The organism is Gemmiger formicilis (genome assembly GCF_016900095.1).
Classification (GTDB): domain Bacteria; phylum Bacillota; class Clostridia; order Oscillospirales; family Ruminococcaceae; genus Gemmiger; species Gemmiger formicilis_A.
Genome location: NZ_JACJJP010000001.1, coordinates 40,468 through 61,844 on the forward strand (window position 1 = coordinate 40,468; position 21,377 = coordinate 61,844).

General features: G+C 57.3%; 17 protein-coding genes and 3 tRNA genes. 2 read left to right on the forward strand and 18 right to left on the reverse strand.

Features of this window, described 5'->3' with window-relative positions; genetic code table 11:
• The 3 genes from H6B15_RS00175 to H6B15_RS00185 all read right to left on the reverse strand — a co-directional run bounded on the left by H6B15_RS00175 (position 1) and on the right by H6B15_RS00185 (position 1,148).
• Positions 1-678, reverse strand: coding sequence for a hypothetical protein (locus H6B15_RS00175; protein ID WP_204644853.1), 678 nt, complete (start codon positions 676-678; stop codon positions 1-3).
• 140 nt (positions 679-818) lie between these two features.
• A tRNA-Leu gene (locus tag H6B15_RS00180) sits at positions 819-905 on the reverse strand.
• Between the two features lie 156 nt (positions 906-1,061).
• Positions 1,062-1,148, reverse strand: a tRNA-Leu gene (locus H6B15_RS00185).
• A gap of 319 nt (positions 1,149-1,467) precedes the next feature.
• Between H6B15_RS00185 and H6B15_RS00190 the strand changes: the two genes are divergently transcribed.
• On the forward strand, positions 1,468-2,172 hold the full coding sequence (locus H6B15_RS00190; protein WP_204644855.1) for a DUF975 family protein: 705 nt from the start codon (positions 1,468-1,470) through the stop codon (positions 2,170-2,172).
• A gap of 91 nt (positions 2,173-2,263) precedes the next feature.
• Positions 2,264-2,355, forward strand: a tRNA-Ser gene (locus H6B15_RS00195).
• Positions 2,356-2,471: 116 nt separating this feature from the next.
• Here the strand turns inward: H6B15_RS00195 and H6B15_RS00200 are convergent.
• The 15 genes from H6B15_RS00200 to pyrH form a co-directional block, all read right to left on the reverse strand.
• Positions 2,472-4,595, reverse strand: a complete 2,124-nt coding sequence (locus H6B15_RS00200; RefSeq protein ID WP_204644857.1) for a ribonuclease R family protein — start codon at positions 4,593-4,595, stop codon at positions 2,472-2,474.
• Positions 4,596-4,739: 144 nt separating this feature from the next.
• On the reverse strand, positions 4,740-4,985 hold the full coding sequence (secG, locus tag H6B15_RS00205; protein ID WP_204644862.1) for a preprotein translocase subunit SecG: 246 nt from the start codon (positions 4,983-4,985) through the stop codon (positions 4,740-4,742).
• A gap of 107 nt (positions 4,986-5,092) precedes the next feature.
• Positions 5,093-7,348 (reverse strand): DNA gyrase/topoisomerase IV subunit A, encoded by a 2,256-nt coding sequence (locus H6B15_RS00210; RefSeq protein ID WP_204644863.1) that lies wholly within the window; start codon positions 7,346-7,348, stop codon positions 5,093-5,095.
• 14 nt (positions 7,349-7,362) lie between these two features.
• Positions 7,363-9,339, reverse strand: coding sequence for a DNA gyrase/topoisomerase IV subunit B (locus tag H6B15_RS00215; protein WP_204644864.1), 1,977 nt, complete (start codon positions 9,337-9,339; stop codon positions 7,363-7,365).
• A 196-nt stretch (positions 9,340-9,535) separates the two neighbouring features.
• The gene (locus H6B15_RS00220) at positions 9,536-9,931 is read right to left on the reverse strand and encodes a hypothetical protein (protein WP_204644865.1); all 396 of its coding nucleotides are present in this window, start codon (positions 9,929-9,931) and stop codon (positions 9,536-9,538) included.
• 135 nt (positions 9,932-10,066) lie between these two features.
• Positions 10,067-10,492: a hypothetical protein gene (locus H6B15_RS00225; protein ID WP_204644866.1), complete on the reverse strand. Its 426-nt coding sequence runs from the start codon at positions 10,490-10,492 to the stop codon at positions 10,067-10,069.
• A gap of 16 nt (positions 10,493-10,508) precedes the next feature.
• On the reverse strand, positions 10,509-10,718 hold the full coding sequence (locus H6B15_RS00230) for a helix-turn-helix transcriptional regulator (RefSeq protein ID WP_204645171.1): 210 nt from the start codon (positions 10,716-10,718) through the stop codon (positions 10,509-10,511).
• 163 nt (positions 10,719-10,881) lie between these two features.
• Positions 10,882-14,976, reverse strand: a complete 4,095-nt coding sequence (locus H6B15_RS00235; protein WP_430661819.1) for a PolC-type DNA polymerase III — start codon at positions 14,974-14,976, stop codon at positions 10,882-10,884.
• Positions 14,977-15,240: 264 nt separating this feature from the next.
• Complete coding sequence (locus tag H6B15_RS00240) at positions 15,241-15,483, reverse strand: hypothetical protein (RefSeq protein WP_204644876.1); 243 nt, start codon at positions 15,481-15,483, stop codon at positions 15,241-15,243.
• A gap of 24 nt (positions 15,484-15,507) precedes the next feature.
• The gene (ispG, locus tag H6B15_RS00245) at positions 15,508-16,557 is read right to left on the reverse strand and encodes a flavodoxin-dependent (E)-4-hydroxy-3-methylbut-2-enyl-diphosphate synthase (protein ID WP_204644879.1); all 1,050 of its coding nucleotides are present in this window, start codon (positions 16,555-16,557) and stop codon (positions 15,508-15,510) included.
• 13 nt (positions 16,558-16,570) lie between these two features.
• Positions 16,571-17,692: a M50 family metallopeptidase gene (locus H6B15_RS00250; protein WP_204644881.1), complete on the reverse strand. Its 1,122-nt coding sequence runs from the start codon at positions 17,690-17,692 to the stop codon at positions 16,571-16,573.
• Between the two features lie 58 nt (positions 17,693-17,750).
• Positions 17,751-18,902: a 1-deoxy-D-xylulose-5-phosphate reductoisomerase gene (locus H6B15_RS00255; protein WP_204644883.1), complete on the reverse strand. Its 1,152-nt coding sequence runs from the start codon at positions 18,900-18,902 to the stop codon at positions 17,751-17,753.
• Between the two features lie 19 nt (positions 18,903-18,921).
• Entirely contained in the window at positions 18,922-19,788 is an 867-nt protein-coding gene (locus tag H6B15_RS00260) for a phosphatidate cytidylyltransferase (protein ID WP_204644891.1), read from the reverse strand.
• A 139-nt stretch (positions 19,789-19,927) separates the two neighbouring features.
• Positions 19,928-20,482 carry a ribosome recycling factor gene (gene frr / locus H6B15_RS00265; protein ID WP_204644893.1) on the reverse strand — a complete coding sequence of 185 codons (555 nt, stop codon included), beginning with the start codon at positions 20,480-20,482 and terminating at the stop codon, positions 19,928-19,930.
• A 63-nt stretch (positions 20,483-20,545) separates the two neighbouring features.
• Positions 20,546-21,253, reverse strand: coding sequence for a UMP kinase (gene pyrH / locus H6B15_RS00270; RefSeq protein WP_204644895.1), 708 nt, complete (start codon positions 21,251-21,253; stop codon positions 20,546-20,548).
• Between the last annotated feature and the right edge of the window lie 124 nt (positions 21,254-21,377).

Here is a 21,377-nt window from a genome sequence, read left to right on the forward strand (position 1 = left end):
TCAATGGATTTTTGCTTCCGCACCGTTATTGGGGCGCAGTTTGCGGCAATACTGGGTACACAGTTTATCGGTGCACTGGGAACACTGCAGCGCCGCATTGGAGTGATCCCAGAAGCGTTCCGGATACATCATCACACACAGTTCCCACACCAGCCAGGCCGCGGCAGACATCACCACCAGTGAGGTGGCGAAAAAGCCGCCCATAAAAATCAGCGGAGAGAACATCATCAGATGGTCCCAGTTGAAGATCCGGCAGGTGGTACAGCAGCGATTTTTCATGATCAGACGAAAGGGACACCAGACCAACACACAGATCAGATCACACACATAGAAAAATACCGAAATCATGAAGAGCTGAATCTTGTCAATGACGGAGGTATAATACAGCACTCCGATGGCCGCAATAAGCGCACACCAGATCAGAAACACTTTATACGCCGCCTTGGTAATGGACACAATATAGTTTTTCAGCGCTTCGTAATTGATCTTATCCCGGATGGGCCGGAACCGGTTGGCAAACAATTTCTGAGACCCCAGCGGCACTTTGTTCTTGATGGGAAAAATCTGGAGAATCATATCCAGCACCCAGACAAGCCACAAAAGATGCAGCGGCGAAAGTTTCTTGAAGAAATTCCAGCCGTCCAGTATGGCAAAACCTTCCCGGTATGCAAAACACATCCCCATACAAAGGATAAAAATCAGGCATCTGCCGATCAAGCGTGCCACATAAATTTTTCTGGTCCTGGACATGATGGCCCTCTTTCTGTCATTGTTTCCTGTTTGAAAAAAAATCCCGAACGCAAAAGCGTTCGGGATTTTGGTGCGGATGAAGGGATTTGAACCCACACTCTTTTAAGGGAACTAGAACCTGAATCTAGCGCGTCTGCCAGTTCCGCCACATCCGCATATCTTGTTTGCCGCCGGTCTTCCCGGGCGACGTGTATTATTATACACATTCTTCCCTGTTTTGTCAACACTTTCCTGCCCTATTTCTTCATATATTTTTATGAAAAAGTTTGTATCACACAACAAAAAATCCGAACGCATAAGCGTTCGGATTTTGGTGCGGATGAAGGGATTTGAACCCACACTCTTTTAAGGGAACTAGAACCTGAATCTAGCGCGTCTGCCAGTTCCGCCACATCCGCATATTTGGTTTGTCGACCGGTCGACCCGAGCGACGAGTATTATTATACACATACCGGGGCAATTTGTCAACACTTTTCTCAAAAAAAGTCGCACATTTTACATTCGCGCTTTTGTTTCGTTTTATCGATCTTTTTTAAAAACAACAACAGGTACGGGGTTGGCCAAGGCACGTTTGCATGCTATAATAAAGAAAATTTTGCCCTGTCTAGGGCTATCCCGGGAGGACTATTTCTTATGTGGACATGCTCACTTCTGAAGAGGAACGCGCGATTGGCACTGGCCGGCACATACTGGCGCACGTTCGCCCTTTGTATTCTGTTGACTGTTGTTGGTGTAGGCAATTATTCGGCCAGCGCCGTTTACCAGCTGGAAAGCGGCATTGAACGGATGAACACCATGATTCACGGCAAGGTTTGGACCGGTGAGACACAACAGGCTGCTCTCATGCAAGAGTATCTGTCCTTGCCCGCCATTGTTTGGTACGTGATTTTTGCGGTTATGTTGGTGGCTCTGCTGATCGGGCTTTGCTGGAACGCATTTATCACCGCGCCCCTGACCATCGGGCGTAACCGGTATTTAATGGAGAACCGCCAGAGCCCCGCTCCCCTGGGCACCACCACCACTGTATTCCGTTACCCGTACCTGAATCTGGTCAAGGTCAGTTTTTTGGTATCGCTCAAGATTCTGTTGGGTTGTATCCTGTTCCTCATTCCCGGCATTTACTGGGCCTATTGCTATAAGATGGTTCCCTACCTGTTGGCAGAAAATCCCTATATGAGCACTGTACGGGCCATGGAACTGAGCCGGGAAATGATGATGGGCGAAAAGTGGCATGCCTTTGTGCTGCAGCTGTCCTTTATCGGCTGGTTAATTCTGTGTTCCTTCACCTTTGGCATCGGTCTTTTCTTCCTGGAGCCGTACTACCAGGCCACCATGGCGGAATTGTACGCCGCCCTGCGCAGCAAAGCCTTTGCCATGAACCTGACCGACGCCAGCGAACTGGGCGGTTTTGTCCGTCATTGAAAAATAAAAGAAAAAAGTCAAAAAAAGCCTTGACAGATACAGGTTGCTTTGCTATAATAGCTCTTGCAGTTCGGCGCTGCCGAGCTGCTATGGAAAGATGGCTGAGCTGGTCTAAGGCGCACGACTGGAAATCGTGTAGGGCCCTGAAAGCCCTCGAGGGTTCGAATCCCTCTCTTTCCGCCAGAAAAACCTTTCGGTTATACCGAAAGGTTTTTTCTTTTTCTGCATTTTCTTTCTGGATTATCTCAAATAAAAAAGGCAGCCGTCCTTTCAGCGGAAGGCTGCCTTTTTTATTTTGATCACTGCGGAATGAATTCAAAATCGATGCGGCCCAGCGGCACATCGGCACCGGCCACCTTGATCTTGATGGGGCTGCCCAACATCCAGGTACGCCCGGTCAAAGGATCGGTCAACGAAACACCCTCGGTAACAGCAGCCTCGCCCTTGCACAACTGTGCAGCGGGTACAAAGCCTTCCACGGTGTTCTCCAGGGCCACAAAGACGCCCCGTGCCGTGATGCCAGAGATGGTGCCGTCATATACCTCACCCAGGTGTTCGTGCATATATTCGGCCTTGTAGAGGTCTTCCACGTCACGCTCAATCCGCACGGCGTCCACTTCCTTGCGGCTGGACTGCTCGCTGGCATGGGTGGCAAATTCGGTATAGCTCTTGACCAGCCGTTCATGGGGAGCGCCCACCAGCATATCGGTCAGAATGCGGTGAATGGCCAGGTCGGGATACCGGCGGATGGGGCTGGTGAAGTGGGCGTAATCCTTGAGCACCAGACCGAAATGTCCCAGCGGTTCCGGACTGTACCGAGCTTTCTGCATACTGCGCAGAATCCCGGTGTGAACAGGAATCCGCACCGACGTGTCCCGGGTTTCGTCCAGCAGCGCGGACAGTTCCAGCTGGGTGGGGATTTCACTCTTGAACACAGGGTTCAGACCGCACGCCTTGAGGGTCGCCCGCAGCTTTTCCATCTTTTCGGCGTCGGGCGCTTCGTGAATACGATAGACAAAGGGGACGCGATGGGTGCGGCCGGCGTTGGCGGCACACTGGTTGGCCAGCAGCATGAACTCCTCGATCATGCATTCAGACACCCCCCGGCCACGCTTGACGATGTCCACACAGCGCCCGGTCTCGGGGTCGATGACCAGCTTGGCTTCATCGGATTCGATCTCCATGCTGCCCCGTTCCCGGCGCAGGGCCAGACGCTTTTCGTACAGTTCATTCATCACCGGCAGCTGGGCCAGCACCTCGCTGTACTTGGTCTGCAGGTCCTCCCCTGCCGTGCCGTCCAGCAGGGCGTTGATCTCCTTGTATACACCCTTCACCCGGCTGCGGATGACCGTTTTGACAAACTGGTAACTGTGGATGTTCCCCTTCTCATCCAGCCGCATCAGGCAGGAGAAGGCCAGCCGGTCTTCCCCTTCGTTCAGGCTGCAGATGCCGTTGGACAGCTGCTGGGGCAGCATGGGAATCACCTTGTCCGCATAATAGATGCTGGTGGCGCGCTCAAAAGCCTCCTTGTCCAGCGCGGTGTCCGGACGGACATAATGGCTCACATCGGCGATATGCACGCCCAGCTCATAACCGCCGGTCTGCAGGCGCATCAGGCTGATGGCGTCGTCAATGTCCTTGGTCTCAGCGCTGTCAATGGTGAAGATGGGCAGGCCGCGCAGATCCATGCGATGAGCCGCTTCGGCAGGATCGATCTGGGCATTGTCGTAGGCGGATGCCTCCTGCATGACCTCCTCGGGGAATTCCTGGCGCACGTCACGACCGTACAGGATGGCCTTGGCACACTCGCAGGCATAGTCGGAAGAGCCGAACCGCTCGGTCACGGAGGCACGGTGGTCCATATGACGGCCGCCGCGGCCGGTGAGCACGGCGCCCACCTTATCTCCCAGCTGGGCCCCGTTCAGCCCTTTCTTGTCCAGAATGATCCGCACATCCCGGCAGCCGTCGGGCTCCACCGCCATGCGGCCATCATCGGTCATGGTGATGGTACCCGCAAAGCTGTTGTGAGGCTCGGTGACCTCGATCACTTCACCCTCGGCACTGCCCTCCACGCGGGGACGCTCAAACAGCTTGACCAGGATTTTATCATGGGGCATGGCACCGTGCAAAGCACGGCCGGGAATGAAGATATCGCCGGTGCCGTCGTCCCGGGCGGCAAAGCCGAACCGGGCCGCCAGTTTGACCAGGGTGCAGGGAATGCCCGTGGGGGCAGCGGCATTTTCCATGGTGGCAAGGCCCGGGGCATACTGGCCGTCCCGCACGGTCAGAAGGCCGGTGGCCACCATGCCGGACACGGTGCTGCGCAAGCGGGTATTGTCCACCTGCAGGTTGTTCTGCAGTTCCCGCAGGGTATGGGGACGCCGCTTGACGGCGTTCAGGATATTCTTTTGCAATGGTGTCATCTGGTTTTTACTCCTCCCTGACGTCGCCCCGCCGGCCGGCGGGGCCCTTCCGTGCGGGCCGGGCCCGCAAGACCTTTCGTTTGTATTGACTTTCCCATAAAAAACGGCCCGCGGGTTCCGGCGGGCCGTTTTTTGTCGAATGAATTACAGGCGGGCGTTGACAACGCTGACCACCAGCGCGGCAATCAGGAACACAGCGCCCAGGATCTTGGTGAACTTTGCCAGCTTGGCATCCAGACCACGCTCACGGCCGGCTGCCATGAAGGTGTTGTCGCCCATGATAGCGCTGGAAAGGCCGCGGCCCTTCTGCTCCTGCGCCAGAGTGAACACAACGATCAACAGGCAGGCAATGATCAGGATCACGCCGAACACGATTTCATAGATTCCCATTTGTAGCACTCCTTCAAAGTCTCATGCAGGATATACTATACCACATCATACCCCGAATTGCAAGCAAATTTTGGCGTGGTTTCTGCAAAAATATGGTTGTTGCCCTTTTACAGGGTCATCTGTTCCATACTGTCGGCTTCCTTGAGCAAAGCACCGGCCGCCGGCAAGGTGCGAACCCGATACCGGTGCGGGTCGGCCAGTTCCAGTCCGGCCGCCGGACGCACCCGGATAATGCGGGAGTTCTTTTTCAGATTGACCACGTTGACACCGGCGGTATCGCGGGTGGTTTTTTCCGGAATCAGGGCACTGCCGGCCAGCAGCAGACGGGTGGTGGCCGGGCCCGCGTTGACGAAGATGGCCAGTTCCTGTTCCTCGGTCAGATGCAGAATACCGGCCAACTCCGCCTTGTCGCTGTAGGCTTTGAGCAGCTTGCGGCGGTTCTGCTTGGTTTGGTAGCTGGTCAGCGGCACCTTGGCGCACTTGCCGTTCTGGAAGAAGAAGAACATGTGACCGCTGTAGTCGGCGGTCACCGCCATGAAGATGGGCACTTCCCCGTCGTCCATGCCCAGGGTGGAGGCAACGTAATCTCCCAGCACGCTGGCTTTGGAGTCGGCAAAGTCCGCCGCACGGGTCTTGTAGACCTGGGCGTGGTTGGTGAAGAAGAGCAGCTCCACACTGTTGGTGGACTCGCAGGTGAACGCGATCTCGTCCCCGTCTTTCAGCTTCTGATCCCCCGACATACGCAGGCTCTGGGGGGTGATCTTCTTGAAGTAGCCTTCCCGGGTAAAGAAGAGATGCACCGGATAATCCGGAATTTCCTGCTGCTCTTCCTCGACGGATTCCTCGGGCAGATCGTAGAGGATCTCACACCGGCGGGGCTTGCCGTATTTCTTGGCCACATCGGAAAGTTCGGTCATGATGATCTTGTTGATGCGGGCCGGGCGCTTGAGGATGTCTTCCAGATCGGCAATCTCCTTTTCCAGCTCCTCAATCTCCTCGGTGCGCTTGAGGATGTACTCCCGGTTCAGGTGGCGCAGCTTGATCTCGGCCACGTACTCGGCCTGTACTTCGTCAATGCCGAACCCGATCATCAGGTTGGGGACGACTTCGCTTTCCTCGGCAGTCTCCCGCACGATACGAATGGCTTTGTCGATATCCAGCAGGATGGCCGCCAGACCACGCAGCAGGTGCAGGCGTTTCTGCTTGCCCTGCAGGTCATAGTAGGTGCGGCGGCGCACACACTCGGCGCGGAAGGCCGCCCACTCCAGCAGAATGCCCCGCACACCCAGCACCCGGGGCTGGCCGCCGATGAGCAGGTTGAAGTTACAGGCGAAGGAATCTTCCAGCGGGGTGGCCTTGAACAGCCGGGCCATGAGTTTGTCCGGTTCCTGGCCGCGCTTGAGGTCGATGGTCAGCTTGAGGCCGTTCAGGTCGGTCTCGTCGCGCATATCATTGATTTCCCGGATTTTGCCCGCCTTGACCAGCTCGGTGATCTTGTCCATGATGGCTTCCACCGTGGTGGTGGGCGGAATGCGGGTGATGTCAATGCAGTTGTTTTCCTTGTCGTAGGCCCAGACCGCCCGCACCCGGATGCTGCCCCGGCCGTTTTCCAGCACGTTGCGCATCTCGGCGGCGTCATACAGGATATTGCCGCCGCCCACAAAATCGGGAGCGGGCAACAGCTGCATGAGGTCGGCGTTTTCGTCCTTCATCAGGGCGATGGTGGCGTTGCACAGCTCGGTCAGGTTGAAGGAGCAGATGTTGGACGCCATACCGACGGCGATGCCCAGGGTGTTGTTGGCCAGAATGGTGGGGAACGTCACCGGCAGCAGGGTGGGTTCGGTGGTAGTGCCGTCGTAGTTGGGCACAAAATCCACTGTATCCTTGTCGATGTCCCGGAACAGTTCCTCGCACACCGGTTCCAGCTTGGCTTCGGTGTAACGGGCAGCAGCGTAGGCCATATCACGGCTGTAGGCCTTACCGAAGTTTCCCTTGGAATCCACAAAGGGCACCAGCAGGCTTTCGTTGGAGCGGCCCATACGCACCATGGTGTCATAGATGGCGGCATCGCCGTGGGGGTTCAGGTGCATGGTGCTGCCCACGATGTTGGCGCTCTTGGTGCGGGCCCCCTTGAGCAGCCCCATCCCATACATGGTGTACAGCAGTTTGCGGTGGGCCGGCTTGAAGCCGTCGATCTCCGGCAGAGCGCGGGAGACGATGACGCTCATCGCATAGGGCATATAGTTGGTTTCCAGCGTCTGGGTGATGGGGCTTTCGATCACCTCGCCTGCCGAGAGAATTTCTACGTTATCTCCCAGCTGCGGGCGGGCAGGCGCCTGTTTCTTTTCACGTTTCTTTGCCATGGTTCCTCCCCTTGTCAGGACACATCCAGATCATCCAGATACTCGGCGCCGTGTTCCGCAATATGCTCTTTCCGGCCCGCCAGGTTATCCCCCAGCAGCAGGTCGAACACTTCGGAAGTCTGCTTGGCGTCGGTGGGCAGCACCTTGATCAGACGGCGGCTTTCCGGGCTCATGGTGGTCAGCCACATCATTTCCGGGTCGTTTTCGCCCAGACCTTTGGAGCGCTGAATGGTGTACTTCTGGCCTTCAATGCGGCGCAGGATGTCCGCCTTTTCCGGCTCGGTGTACGCAAAGTAGGTTTTTGTCTTGGTGTTGATCTCATACAGCGGGCTTTCGGCGATATAGACGTAGCCCTTGTTGATGAGGGTGGGCGTGAGACGGTAGAGCATGGTCAGCACCAGGGTGCGGATCTGATAGCCGTCCACGTCGGCGTCGGTACAGATGACGATTTTGTTGAACCGCAGGTTGTCCAGGTTGAAGGTAGCCAGATCCTTGTTGTGGGACCCGCCCAGTTCCACGCCACAGCCCATGACCCGAATCAGGTCGGTGATGACCTCCGACTTGAAGATGCGGGCGTAATCTGCCTTCAGACAGTTCAGGATCTTGCCGCGGATGGGCATGATAGCCTGGAATTCGGAGTCGCGGCTCTGTTTGACCGCGCCCATGGCGGAATCGCCCTCCACGATATACAGTTCCCGGCGGGAGGCATCCTTAGTGCGGCAGTCCACAAACTTCTGCACCCGGTTGGCAATGTCCATCTGCTGGGTGATGTTTTTCTTGATGGAGATGCGGGCCTTTTCGGCGTGTTCCCGGCTCTGCTTGTTGATAAGCACCTGCTTGCAGGCTTTTTCGGCCTCGTCAGGGTTTTCGATGAAGTAGACTTCCAGCTGATGTTTGAGGAAGTCGGTCATGGCCTGGGCCACAAATTTGTTGGTGATGGCCTTCTTGGTCTGGTTCTCGTAGCTGGTGCGGGTGGAGAAGCTGGAAGACACCAAAATCAGGCAGTCCTGTACGTCGGCGAAGGTGATGGCGCTCTCATTCTTTTTGTACAGGCCCTTGTTTTTCAGCCAGTTGTTGATCTGATTGACGAAGGCCAGGCGCACCGCACGGTCGGGGCTGCCGCCGTGTTCCAGCCAGCTGGAGTTGTGGTAGTATTCCAGGGCCTGGGTCTGGTTGGAGAAGCAGAAAGCCACATTCATCTTGACCTGGTATTCGGGCTGGTCCTCCCGGTCGCGGCCCACGGCAGAACCGGAGCAGGCATGTACCGGGGTCAGGGCGTTGTCCCCTGCCAGTTCGGCGGCATGGTCCACAATGCCGTTTTTATAGTAGTAGGAAATCTTTTCCGGGCGTTCGCCAGAGCGGTCATTGAACACCAGGGTTACCCCAGCGTTGACCACCGCCTGGCGCTTGAGCATATCCCGGAAGGTTTCGGGGGCCACGGCGATGTCGGTGAAAACATCGGTATCCGGCATCCAGCGGATAACCGACCCGGTACGGCGGCCGTTGAAGGGTTCCTTTTTCAGGCCCCCCACGTTCTCACCTTTTTTGAAGTCCAGATGATAGTGGAAACCGTCGCGGTAGATATCGGCGGTCATCCAGGCACTGGCATACTGGGTGGCACACAGGCCCAGACCGTTGAGGCCCAGGGAGAAATCGTAGGTGCCGCCGCCTTCGCCGTATTTGCCGCCGGCATACAGTTCACAGAAAACCAGATCCCAGTTCCAGCGCTGCTCGGCCTTGTTGTAATCCACCGGAATGCCGCGGCCGAAGTCCTCTACCTCTACACTGTGGTCCGGGTAAAGGGTAACGTTGATTTTGTCGCCGTAGCCGTCCCGGGCTTCGTCAATGGAGTTGGAGACGATCTCAAAAATGGAATGGGCACAGCCTTCCACACCGTCGGAGCCAAAAATAACGGCAGGACGTTTGCGGACACGGTCCGCGCCCTTCAGACTTTTGATGCTTTCGTTGCCGTAAACCTGTTTTTTTGCCATGCGGCTTCCCCCTGCAATTGCGTTGTGCCAAGTCACTGTGTATTTTGCGCGTATTTATTATTTAACCATGAAATGGAAGGGTTTGTCAAATAACATCCTCATTGTATCACAACTCATGGTTGTATTGCAAGACAAAAGAACCGCCGGGGCATACTGCTCCGGCGGTATTTTGCACTGAAACGGCAGACGGGTCAGGTCAGTTGCCGCTGCCTTCTACCTCTTCTTTCAGGTAGGCATCCAGCTGATCCGCCGCTTCATTCAGCACTTCCTGGGCCTCGGAACTGCCATCGCCGGCACTGCTTGCCTCCAGCTGCGCCGCCTGCTCCTGGATATCCGCCAGCTGTTCCTTCAGTTCTTGTTTCTCTTTTTCCGCTGGCTCGGCATTTTCTTCCTGTGCAACCGGCTGAGAAGCAGATGACGAAGGCTCCTGGGCCGTGTCATCAGAGGAAGCCTCCGGCGTCTGGGTTTCCATGGCGGCAGCCGGGTCGGAGGCAGTCTGGGCATCCTCCGCGGGGGCACAGCCGAACAGGCCCAGAGCCAGACCGGCGGCCAGGAAAAGGGCGGCCAAGCGGAATACGATACGGTGTTTCATCGGTTCGTTCTCTCCTTTGCTGAGGCGTTGTTGTTTTTGGCATCTTCGGCACAAGAAAGCCTTCCTGTTTTTAGAATACCATGTTTCCTGCCGCCTTACAAGGCAGTTTTCCACGATACAACCGTAAAAGTTTGTTTACATCTCCTTGTCGTACCGGATGTAATAATATACGCTGATTCCCACCACCAACAGGTAGGCTCCCACCAGAAGAAGAATGAAAACCAGATCCGCCTTCATGAGGGCAAAGGCCAGCATCAGTGCGCCAAAAATATACAGCATACAATCGAACGCGCGGGCCTTGGCCCGGTTGGCCAGGGCTACATTGCGCTCATCCAAAGCCGCAACCTCCAACTGTTTTTCCAGTTTCGGATCCCCCTTCAGCGCCCGCTGCTTCAGCAGTTCCCCGCTTCCCCATCCAAAGGCACCGGCCCCGATCCCCAGACAGAGGTAGGGCAACGGGCCGCCCCAGGCTTCCGGCATTCCTCGCAGCATGAGGAACCCCACTGCTACAAGGAGCAAGCCAACCACAACAAACACAATTTCTTTTGACTTGGATTTCATCGAAAAGGCCTCCTTTTCAGTTCTGTTCAGATTCTTCTTCATACAGGAAAATTTCCTCAATGGGCAGGCCAAAATAGCGGGAAATTTTGAAGGCCAACAGAATCGACGGATTATACCGCCCGTTTTCCAGTGAACCGATGGTCTGGCGGGATACCTCCAACGCTTCGGCCAGTTCCTCCTGCCGGATTCCTCGCTGTTTTCGCAGCTCTTCCAGTCGGTTTTTCAGCACTGTCACCTCCTCGTTTTGGAAAGTTCGCTTTCCATTTCTGTAATTTCAGTATAACACAGTCTGGCAGAATGTCAAGTAGACTTTCCATTTTGCTGCAAAAAAAGAGCCCCTCCACAAGTGCGTGGAAAGGCTCTATGAATTTTGCAAAACGAAGGGGCGATCAGCCCATCATGCTGAAGAAGTCTACCTGGCTGGTCTCGGGCAGCTTGCCAAGAGCCCCCACATCCCGCAGCTTATCCAGAATGGACTGGGCCACGCCGGAAGCCTGCTGCAGTTCTTCGATGGAGATATACTCCTGCCCGTGGATGGTGGCCTGTTCCAGGGCAATGGCGGCGCTTTCGCCCAGGCCCTTCAGGGCCGTGAACGGCAGACGGACCTTACCATCCTCCACAATATACTTGCTGGCGTAGCTCTTGCCCAGCTCAATGGGCAGGAACTGGCAGCCCCGCTGCAGCATCTCATTGACCAGCTGCAGACTGACCAGGGCATCGTCGTCCTTGGCAGTACGCTCATCCTTGGGGATACGCTCGTTGTCCCGCAGATGTTCCTTGGCCACCCGGACACCGCCCACAGCGGCCTCGTAGTCGATATCGGCGCCGCGGACGGTAAAGTAAACCGCATAGAAGATGGCCGGATGATAGACCTTGAACCACATCAGACGGATGGCGGCCATGAGATAGGCCACGGCGTGGGCCTTGGGGAACATATACTTGATCTTGCGGCAGGATTCGATATACCAGTCGGGCACATCGTGTTCCCGCATGGCTTCCTCCCAGCCGGGCTTGAATCCGCCCTTGGCCACCTTGCCTTTACGCACAGCCTCCATGATGTCAAAGGACATCTTGGGTTCCAGGCCCTTGCGCAGCAGGTACAGCATAATGCTGTCACGGCAGCCGATCACCTCGGCGATGGTGCAGGTCTTGGAGCGGATGAGCTCGTCGGCGTTGTTGGTCCAGACGTCGGTGCCGTGGGACAAACCGGAAATCTGAATCAGTTCCGAGAAGTTCTTGGGCTGGGCGTCCAGCAGCATTTGGCGCACGAAGTTGGTGCCCATTTCCGGAATGCCGAAAGTGCCGGTCTGGCTTCCAATTTGTTCCGGCGTCACGCCCAGGGCCTCGGTGGAGGTGAGCAGGCTGTACACCTTGGGGTCGTTCATGGGTACCGAGTTGATGGGGATGCCGGAATACTCCTCGAAATACTTATAGAAGGTGGGCACATCGTGGCCCAGCTCGTCCAGCTTGAGCAGGGTATCGTGCAGGTATTTGAATTCGAAATGGGTGGTCAGCAGGCCGCCCTTCACATCGTCCGCCGGGTGCTGGATGGCGCAGAAGTCGTAGATATCAAAGGTATCGGGCACAACGACCATGCCGCCGGGGTGCTGGCCGGTGGTGCGTTTGACACCCGTACAACCGATGCACAGGCGGTTTTCCTCCGCACGGTTGACGGTGCGGCCCCGCTCTTCCAGGTACTTTTTCACATAGCCGTAGGCAGTCTTGTCCTGCAGACCGGAGACGGTGCCCGCCTTGAACACGTTTTCCTTGCCGAAGAGTTCCTCGGTATAGCGGTGCACGTTGGACTGGTACATACCGGAGAAGTTCAGGTCGATATCCGGTTCCTTGTCACCGTAGAAGCCCAGGAAGGTTTCGAAGGGAATGTCGTGACCTTCCATGATCATGGAAGTGCCGCAGACAGGGCACTTTTTGTCCGGCAGGTCGAAGCCGTCCATGGTATGGCCGTCATCAATCCATTCGCTGTGCTGACACTCCGGGCACAGGTAATGGGGCGGCATGCTGTTGACTTCCGAAATGCCTGCAAAGTGAGCCACAGCGGAAGAGCCGACGGAACCACGGCTGCCCACCTGGTAGCCGCCCGCATTGGAGAAGGCCACCAGCTTGACGGCAATGACATACAGAACGGCGTAACCATGGCCGCAGATGGAATCCAGCTCCTTCTTCAGGCGCTTTTGCAGAATATCGGGCAGAGGGCTGCCGTAGTCCTTCCGGGCATGCTCCCAGGTACCGGAGCGCAGCTGCTCCTCGGCCCCCTTGATGGAAGGCGGGTAGGTGCCTTTGGGAATGGCACGCAAGTTGCCGTCGATGGTGGCGGCAATCTTGTTGGGGTTGGTGACCACCACTTCATAGGCTTTGTCCTGGCCCAGGTAACTGAATTCCTCCAGCATATCCTGGGTGGTGCGGTAGAACAGCGGGGCCTGGTTGTCCGCATCCTTGAAGCCGTTGCCCGCCTGCAAAATGGCGCGGTAAGCCGCATCCTCCGGTTCCTGGAAATGCACGTCGCCCGTGGCCACCACCGGCTTGTGCAGTTCCTCCGCCAGGGCAATGACGGTGCGGTTGAAGTTCTTGACCACCTCAATGGAATCCACCTGGCCGTTGCGGACCATGAATTCATTGTTGCCCAGGGGCTGGATTTCCAGCACGTCGTAGTAGTCGGCAATGCGCAGCAGGTCTTCGTGGCTGCGGCCGGCCACAATGGCACGGTACAGCTCCCCCGCCTCGCAGGCCGAAGAAAGGATCAGGCCTTCCCGGTACTGGTTGAGGAGGCTGCGGGGCACACGGGGCTTCTTGAAGAAATACTTGGTGTGGGCCGCACTGACAATGCGGTACAGGTTTTTCAGGCCGGTCTGGTTTTTGACCCAGATGATCAGGTGGTAGTACTTCTTTTTCAGCACCTCTTTGTTGCCGCCCAGGCCGGTGTTAATCTCCTCCACGTTGTAGATCTCTTTTTCATTGAGGTCTTCCAGCATCTTCTCAAAGATGCGGGCCAGGGCCATGGCATCGTCCACCGCCCGGTGATGGTTGAAGGGCGGAATTTCCAGGTGCTTGTTGATGGTGTCCAGCTTATAGTTGCGCAGCCCCGGGAACAACGCCTGGGCCATGGGAATGGTATCGATATAGGGGTTATTGAAGGTGATGCCCGCCCGCTCGGCGGCCTTGTGCAGAATCAGCATATCAAAGCCACTGGCATTGTGGGCAATGACAATGTGGTCCCCGCAGAATTCCTTGAAACGGCGGATAGCCTCGTCCGGGGTGGGCGCGTCGGCCACCATGGCATCGTTGATACCGGTCAGCTCCACCACCCGGGCCGGGATGGGCCGTCCCGGATTGACAAAGGTGGAAAAACTCTTTTCTTCGTTGATCTTGCCGTTCTCCACAAAGACGGCGCCGATCTCGGTCATGACATCATTGTTGGTGTCCAGGCCGGTGGTCTCGGTATCGAACACCACAAAACTGCCGGTCAGGGGCATCTGAACCTTGCCGTACACCGTGGGCACCATGTCATCCACAAAGTAGGCTTCGCACCCGTAAATCAGCTTGAAATTGGGGTCGGAACCGTGGATATCGTCCGCAGCCAGCATGGCTTCCGGGTAGCCCTGGCAGACGCCGTGGTCGGTGATGGCAATGGCACGGTGGCCCATGCGATGGGCCAGACGCACCACCTTGCCGGGGTCGCAGAAGCCATCCATAGAGCTGGACTTGGTGTGCAGGTGCAGCTCCACCCGCTTGTGGCCTTCGGGGGCGGTGTCCTGGCGGGGTTCCCGCTCCACCTGCAGCACGTCGTAAGGCAGCAGAACGTAGTCCCGCTCATATTTATCGTAGGTATAGTTGCCCCGCACAATGAGGGTGGTGCCGGGCTTGAGGCCCTCCCACTTGGACATGTCTTCCCCGTCGTCCCCCAGAACTTTGAGGTTGATGGAGCCGTTGTAGTCGGTGATGGAGGTGAAATAGATCTTGCGGCGGTTGCCTTTGACCTCGGTGGCAAAGACATCGCCCCACACCGTAACCTTGCCGCCGTCGCCCAGGTCGTTGAGGGGACGCAGGTCGGCGGGTTTGAATGGCTTGCCATGGAAAAGTTTGGGCGCTTTGGGAGCCAGATTCAGCCCGTCGATGGTGAAGGGGGCCACCTCTTCCTTGGCCTTGAACTGTACGGCGGGGGTCTTTTCGGCCACACGGCGCTCCAGGTCCTCGGCGTTGAGCTGGGCAGCCACATCCTTCAACCGCACCACCGGCAGAGAGCCTGTGCGCTCCTGGATGAGTTCCGCCAGACGGCGGGGCAGCTCCACACTTTCCAGGATGGTGCGCCCGGCATTGACCCGCACGGTCAGGCCGTCCGGTTCAAAGGCCACCGGCTGGTTCTTGTCCAGGAATCCGTTGACCGGCATCCCCTGCTGCTTCAGCTCCTCAATGAGCAGCGCCACAGAATCCGGCGTGATGGCATTGTAATTGAAGTAGTTGCGCATGGCCAGTTCGTACCCGGCAAACACCGGTTCCAAAGAGGCCATCAGCCGGGCGCAGAGATCCTTATCCAGGGGCTCGGCACTGCGCAGGCTGATGACCACCTTGCGGGAGGTGCGGAACAGTTCCACTTTTTCCACCACCACGCCGCCGAAGCAGGCGTTGAACTGGGCGTCGGCCGTAAACTGCGGCCAGACCTGAGTGACAAAAGGTTTCAAGGCTTCTCCTTTTTATTTTCCAGGTATGTTGGAAAGGTAAAAATCGGGCGGTCAGCGGCCGGGGCGTTTTCTGTGGATATCACGGCGGAACTCTCCATTGCGAAGCAGCCGAAAGAACAGCGCCGCCGTAGCCACGGCAAGCACCAGAAAGATGATGAAGCCCGTCCACTGTGCCGTATCAAAGAAAACATAGGCACAAAAGCCGAACAGTGCTGTGGCCAACACCAGCAGCACTGCGGTAAAGCGCGGACAAGTGGCCACCAGCAGATCAACAACAAGTTGCAGCAGGTCCATGGGGTCTTTCCTCCGCGTGTCTGTTTACAGTTTATAGATCTCGTCCACAAACTGGTCCACAATATTATCTTTCAGCATACGCACCTTTTCGCCCCGGATAAACAGCAGGGCGCAGTCCTTGCCGCCGGCGATGCCGATATCGGCGTCGGATGCTTCACCGGGACCGTTGACGATGCAACCCATGATGGCGATCTTGATGGGCTTTTTGAACCCGTCGGCCCGCAGGCGTTCCTCCACCTGCCGGGCAATGTCCATCATGGGATACTGGGTACGCCCGCAGGTGGGACAGCTGATGATTTCAGGCCCTGCCACGGCGTAGCCCACCGCCCGCAGAATATCATATCCGGCCAGCACTTCGTTTTCCGGCTCGTCGGTCAGGGAAACACGCAGGGTATCGCCGATACCTTCCATCAGCAGCCCGCCGATGCCCATGCCGGATTTGATCAGGCCCATGCGGTTACCGCCCGCCTCGGTCACCCCCACATGCAGCGGATAATCGGTCCGGGCACTGAGCATGCGATAGGCCGCCATCATGCGGGGCACGTTGGACGACTTGATGGAGATGACAATGTTGTCAAAGTCGTGCTTTTCCAGCAAGCGCACATGGTACATGGCACTTTCCACCATGGCTTCGGGCACCGGAGCGCCGTACTTGGCCAGAATATGTTTTTCCAGGCTGCCGCCGTTGACGCCGATGCGGATGGGCACGTTTTTGGCGTTGCAGGCATCCGCCACCGCCTTGACGCGGTCGTCATCCCCGATGTTGCCGGGATTGATGCGAATCTTGTCGGCCCCCGCATCCAGGGCGGCCAGCGCGGCCTTGTAGTCGAAATGGATATCGGCCACCACCGGAATGTCCACCGCTTCCTTGATGGCGGAAACCACCGCGGCGTCCTTGGGGGTGGGAACCGTGACGCGCACGATCTGGCAGCCGGCTTCGGCCACACGGCGGGCCTGGGCCACATTGCCGGCAATGTCCTCCACCGGCACATTCAGCATCGTCTGCACCGCAATGGGGTTGGTGCCGCCGATGGTCACATTGCCGATCCTGACGGTTCGTTTGAGCTGGCGCATACAAAGACACTCCTTACATAAATTTCGTGATATCCTGGAAAGTAACCAAAATCACCAGGGTCAGCAATGCCACAATGCCTGCGGCGTTGAGCGCTGCCTGCACCTTTGCCGGGACAGTTTTGCCGGAAACACATTCCACAGCCAGAAACACCAGCTTGAATCCGTCCAGGCCGGGAATGGGCAGCAGATTGAAGATGCCCAGGTTGACCGTGATGAGAGCGGCCAGGCTGACCACGTCTTTCCAGCCGTAGCGCACCGCCTGGCTCACCGCGCTGACCAGCCCCACCGGACCGGAGAGCTGGTTGATGCTGACACGGCCGGTGAACATATCAATAAACCCGCGCAGGATGGCCCGCGCATAGTACAGAAAATACCGGCCCGCCCAGCTGGCCACCGTGCGCGGCGTTTTGGGAATACCATACACCTGGAAGTCCAGCACCATAGTGGTGGTGCCGTCCTCCGCCGTGGTGGAATCAAAATGCACGGCGGGCAGTTCGATCACATCCTTGCCGCGCAGCACGGTCATGGACGCTGTGTAATCCGGGGTACGCTGCAGTTCATACACAATATCCTCGGCCACAAAGCAGGCATGCCCGTTCACGGCCAGGATCTCGTCCCCTGCCTGCAGGCCGCTGGCCTGACTGGCGGGGGCATCCCCCAGAAAATCATAGATCATGCAGCTGGTGATGGCGTCCTGCCCGCAAAGCAGAACCACCAACAGGAAATATCCCAGCACAAAGTTCATCATGGCGCCGCACAGGATGACAAAAAAGCGATGGGAGGGCGGCGCTTCGTCAAAGAACTTTCCCTTGACCGCAGCGGGCAGAACCGGCCGACGACGGTCGTAGGTATCATGAGGCCGGGAAAGATGTTCCGGCATCTCTTCCGTTTCCTGGTCCTCTTCGGCCGGATTTTCCCCGGGCAGAAGATTGTACCCGCCCAGCGGGAACAGGCGCAGACTGTACCGGGTGCCGTTTTTTACCCGGGACCAGAGGGCTGGACCAAAGCCGATGGAAAATTCCTCCACCCACATTCCCACGCGCCGGGCCGCCAGAAAGTGGCCGGCTTCATGCACCAAAACAACCAAACCGAAAATCACGATTGCCACAATGGTGGTGAGAAGGGCGATTGTCATGAAACACCTCAATCAATGGAAACCGCAGCAGACCTTCCGGCCCGGCTGCGGCAAAAAATTACAGATGGGCTCGGACGTAGGCACGGGCCATGGCGTCACAGTCGTACACATCCTGCAGCGTATAGTCGCCGCCGAATGCTTCGCTGTCCACCACGCCTTCCACCAGACGGCCGATATCCAAAAAGCCGATCTTGTCCTGCAGGAACAGGGCCACAGCCTCCTCGTTGGCGCCGTTGGCGGCACAGGGGGCCAGCCCGCCTTTGCGGATGGCCTTTTTGCAGGCAGCCAGGCAGCGGAAGGTCTCCTCGTCGGCCACATCGAAGCTCAGGGATTTGAGCGCCGCAAAATCCAGTTCCGGCACCGGGCTGGGCAACCGGTCAGGCCAGGTCAGGGCGTACTGGATGGGAATACGCATATCGGGCACGCCCATCTGGGCAATGACCGAGTTGTCGGCAAACTGCACCGCCGAATGGATGATGCTCTCTCGCTGAACCACGATCTGGATTTTGTCTTCGGGCAAACCGAACAGCCAGACCGCCTCGATGAGTTCCAGCCCCTTGTTCATGAGAGTGGCGGAATCAATGGTGATCTTGGCCCCCATGTTCCAGTTGGGATGCTTGAGGGCATCCTCCTTCTTTTTACCGGCCAGCTGGTCCCGCTTCATGCCGAAGAAGGGTCCGCCGGAGGCGGTGAGCAGAATCTTGGTCAGCCGCTTGGCCGAATGCTGGTCCTGCAGGCACTGGAAAATAGCAGAATGTTCGCTGTCCACCGGCAGCAGGCGCACGCCTTTGCGGCGCACCGCATCGGTGACCAGATGCCCGCCGGTGACAAGACTCTCCTTGTTGGCCAGCGCCAGATCATGCCCGCTTTCAATGGCCGCCAGAGATGCGGGCAGTCCCGCAATGCCGACCACCGCATTGAGCACCACGTCCGGGCCATCCATGGCGGCCAGGGTACGCAGTCCTTGCGCGCCTTTCAGCAGGCGGGGGGCATCCGGCATGCCGGCCAGCTCCCCTTCCAGCCGATCACAGGCGGTTTCGTCCACCACCGCCACATAGCGGGGATGGAATTCCTGAATCTGCTTGAGAAGAAGTTCCACGCGGGAGTGCGCTGCCAGACCAAAAACGGTGTACCCGTGCATGCGGGCCACATCCAGGCTCTGGGTACCGATGGAACCGGTAGAGCCCAGCAGGGTGATGGTTTTACTCATACATTCACTTCCTGTTCAATCAAAAAGCGGAAAGATAAAAGAAATGGCGCACCGCAATGGACACAAAGGGCGCAATGAACATCACGCTGTCAAAGCGGTCCAGAATGCCGCCGTGGCCGGGGAAGATGGTTCCGTAATCCTTGATGCCCACCTGCCGCTTGACGGCCGAAGCAAACAAATCCCCCAGAATTCCCAGCACCGAGGCGATCGCCCCCAGGCCGAGAATGACCAGGTAATGATGGGGGTTGATATTCACGGTAAAGACCTGCAGTCGTCCCGAAAGCAAGCTGTACACAAAGGTAACCAGCAGCCCGGCCACCATACTGCCGATCACGCCGCCTACGGCACCTTCCACGGTTTTGTGGGGGCTGACGATGGGGGCCAGCTTGTGCCGTCCGAAGGCGCGGCCGGCGAAATAGGCCGAGGTGTCCCCGCCCCAGGCAAAGCAGAGGATCAGGAGGATGAAATACACGGCGTCGTACCCGTACTGGTCAACGGGCAGCTGTCGCTTGAGGTAAATCAGGGAATAGAAGCAGAACAGAATAACGCCGCCAAAATAGACGAATCCCGCCAGACGCCCGAAATCCAATGTGCCGTGGTTGGCGATGAGGCAGATATTGTAATACAACACCACCAGGAAGCTGACAGGCAGGATCACGGCGCGCACCGCCGCGCTGCTGGACAGCATGATCAGCAATGTGTATGGGACAGCCACTGCGAACAGATACCACTGGCGGCGGCCGAACCCCATGGCGGAATACACTTCGTGCATACCGATCAGGCAGATCACGGCCAGGACCAGATCAAAAAAGACGGTGTCAAAAAAAGCCAGAACAACGGCCAGAAGGCATAAACCCACAACAGCTGTTATGATTCTTGTTTTCATATGGGAAGAAGTTCCTTTCGGAGACAGGTGTGTGCCCCATCGACGGGGATGGTTTCAGTATATGCACATACCTGCCGGACTTTGCCAGATATGACGTATGCCGCGCAGAGCGCGGCACACGCAGCAGAAAGCCTGCAAATCAGACTTCCATGATCTCCTGATTTTTGGCGGCGCAGGTCTCGTCAATCTTCTTGACGAACTTGTCGGTCAGCTTCTGAATCTCTTCTTCCAGATTCTTCTGGTCGTCCTCGGTCAGTTCCCCGGCCTTCTTCATGGCCTTGAACTTGTCCATGGCATCCCGGCGCACGTTGCGCACGGCAACCTTGGCTTCCTCGCCCTGCTTCTGCACATCCTTGGTCAGCTGCTTGCGGCGCTCTTCGGTGGGCGCCGGGAAGATCAGGCGGATGGTATGGCCGTCATCGATGGGGTTGATGCCGATATCGCTGGTCTGGATGGCCTTGGAAATTTCCTTGACCATCTTGGGGTCCCAGGGGGTGATGGTCAGGATGCGGGCTTCAGCCACGGCCACGGCCGCAATCTGGTTGACGGGGGTGGGGGCGCCGTAATAGTCAACTGCCACCTTGTCCAGAATGGCAGGGTTGGCACGGCCGGCACGGATGGTGGCCAGCTCACGGGAAAGGTGGCTGACGCAGTTGGTCATTTTTTCTTCATAGATCTTGGTCGTGCTGCTCATACATGTGTCTCCTTTTGTTCAAACGGCCTTGCACGGCCGTGTTTTTTTGTGTTGGGTCCGGAATCATTCGCAGACAAGTGTACCGATTTTCTCACCGCGGACAGCCCGGGCAATGTTGGAACCGTCGCCCAGATCAAACACCAGAATGGGCAGAGCATTGTCGCGGCAGAGGCTGGCGGCGGTGGAGTCCATCACGGCCAGGCGCTCGTCCAGCACACGGGTGAAGGTCAGGGTATCATACCGCACCGCATCGGGGTACTTATGCGGGTCCTTGTCATACACGCCATCCACCATGGTGGCCTTGAGCATGGCATCGGCACCGATTTCCAGCGCACGCAGAGCCGAAGCGGTATCGGTGGAGAAGATGGGGTTGCCGGTACCGCCGCCGAACACCACCACTTTGCCTTCGTTCAGAGCCGCGATGGCTTTGTCGCTGGTGAAGGTTTCGGCCACCTGAGGCATGACCGCACTGGTCATGACCACAGCGGGCACCCCCTGCTGACGCAGGGCATCCTTGACAGCCAGAGCGTTCATCACCGTGGCCAGCATACCGATTTTATCGGCATCCATGCGGTCCATTTTTCCGCTGGAACGGCCGCGCCAGAAGTTGCCCCCGCCCACAACAATGCCGATCTGGACACCCAGATCATGGGCTTCGCGCACACCTGCGCAGATCGACGAAATGGTCGCCTCATCAAAGCCGGAGCCCTTGCTGCCGGCCAGCGCCTCACCGCTGATTTTAAGCAAAATACGATTGTAACGGTTCTCCATAGTAAGCACCACCTGATGTTGTCATATGTAGTTATTTTACAATAGATTGCCCACAAAGTAAATAAGCGTTCGGAAAAAGGCATAAAAAATTCACACCGCCGTTGCCAGCCGTGTGAATCTGTAA

Excerpts from the sequence above, each read along its gene's own strand:
- H6B15_RS00175 (WP_204644853.1), bottom strand. The coding sequence starts at position 678 with ATGTGTTTTGCATACCGGGAAGGTTTTGCCATACTGGACGGCTGGAAT.
- H6B15_RS00200 (WP_204644857.1), bottom strand. The coding sequence starts at position 4,595 with ATGACACCATTGCAAAAGAATATCCTGAACGCCGTCAAGCGGCGTCCC.
- secG (WP_204644862.1), bottom strand. The coding sequence starts at position 4,985 with ATGGGAATCTATGAAATCGTGTTCGGCGTGATCCTGATCATTGCCTGC.
- H6B15_RS00210 (WP_204644863.1), bottom strand. The coding sequence starts at position 7,348 with ATGGCAAAGAAACGTGAAAAGAAACAGGCGCCTGCCCGCCCGCAGCTG.
- H6B15_RS00215 (WP_204644864.1), bottom strand. The coding sequence starts at position 9,339 with ATGGCAAAAAAACAGGTTTACGGCAACGAAAGCATCAAAAGTCTGAAG.
- H6B15_RS00220 (WP_204644865.1), bottom strand. The coding sequence starts at position 9,931 with ATGAAACACCGTATCGTATTCCGCTTGGCCGCCCTTTTCCTGGCCGCC.
- H6B15_RS00225 (WP_204644866.1), bottom strand. The coding sequence starts at position 10,492 with ATGAAATCCAAGTCAAAAGAAATTGTGTTTGTTGTGGTTGGCTTGCTC.
- H6B15_RS00235 (WP_430661819.1), bottom strand. The coding sequence starts at position 14,976 with ATGCGCAACTACTTCAATTACAATGCCATCACGCCGGATTCTGTGGCG.
- H6B15_RS00240 (WP_204644876.1), bottom strand. The coding sequence starts at position 15,483 with ATGGACCTGCTGCAACTTGTTGTTGATCTGCTGGTGGCCACTTGTCCG.
- ispG (WP_204644879.1), bottom strand. The coding sequence starts at position 16,557 with ATGCGCCAGCTCAAACGAACCGTCAGGATCGGCAATGTGACCATCGGC.
- H6B15_RS00250 (WP_204644881.1), bottom strand. The coding sequence starts at position 17,692 with ATGACAATCGCCCTTCTCACCACCATTGTGGCAATCGTGATTTTCGGT.
- H6B15_RS00255 (WP_204644883.1), bottom strand. The coding sequence starts at position 18,902 with ATGAGTAAAACCATCACCCTGCTGGGCTCTACCGGTTCCATCGGTACC.
- H6B15_RS00260 (WP_204644891.1), bottom strand. The coding sequence starts at position 19,788 with ATGAAAACAAGAATCATAACAGCTGTTGTGGGTTTATGCCTTCTGGCC.
- frr (WP_204644893.1), bottom strand. The coding sequence starts at position 20,482 with ATGAGCAGCACGACCAAGATCTATGAAGAAAAAATGACCAACTGCGTC.
- pyrH (WP_204644895.1), bottom strand. The coding sequence starts at position 21,253 with ATGGAGAACCGTTACAATCGTATTTTGCTTAAAATCAGCGGTGAGGCG.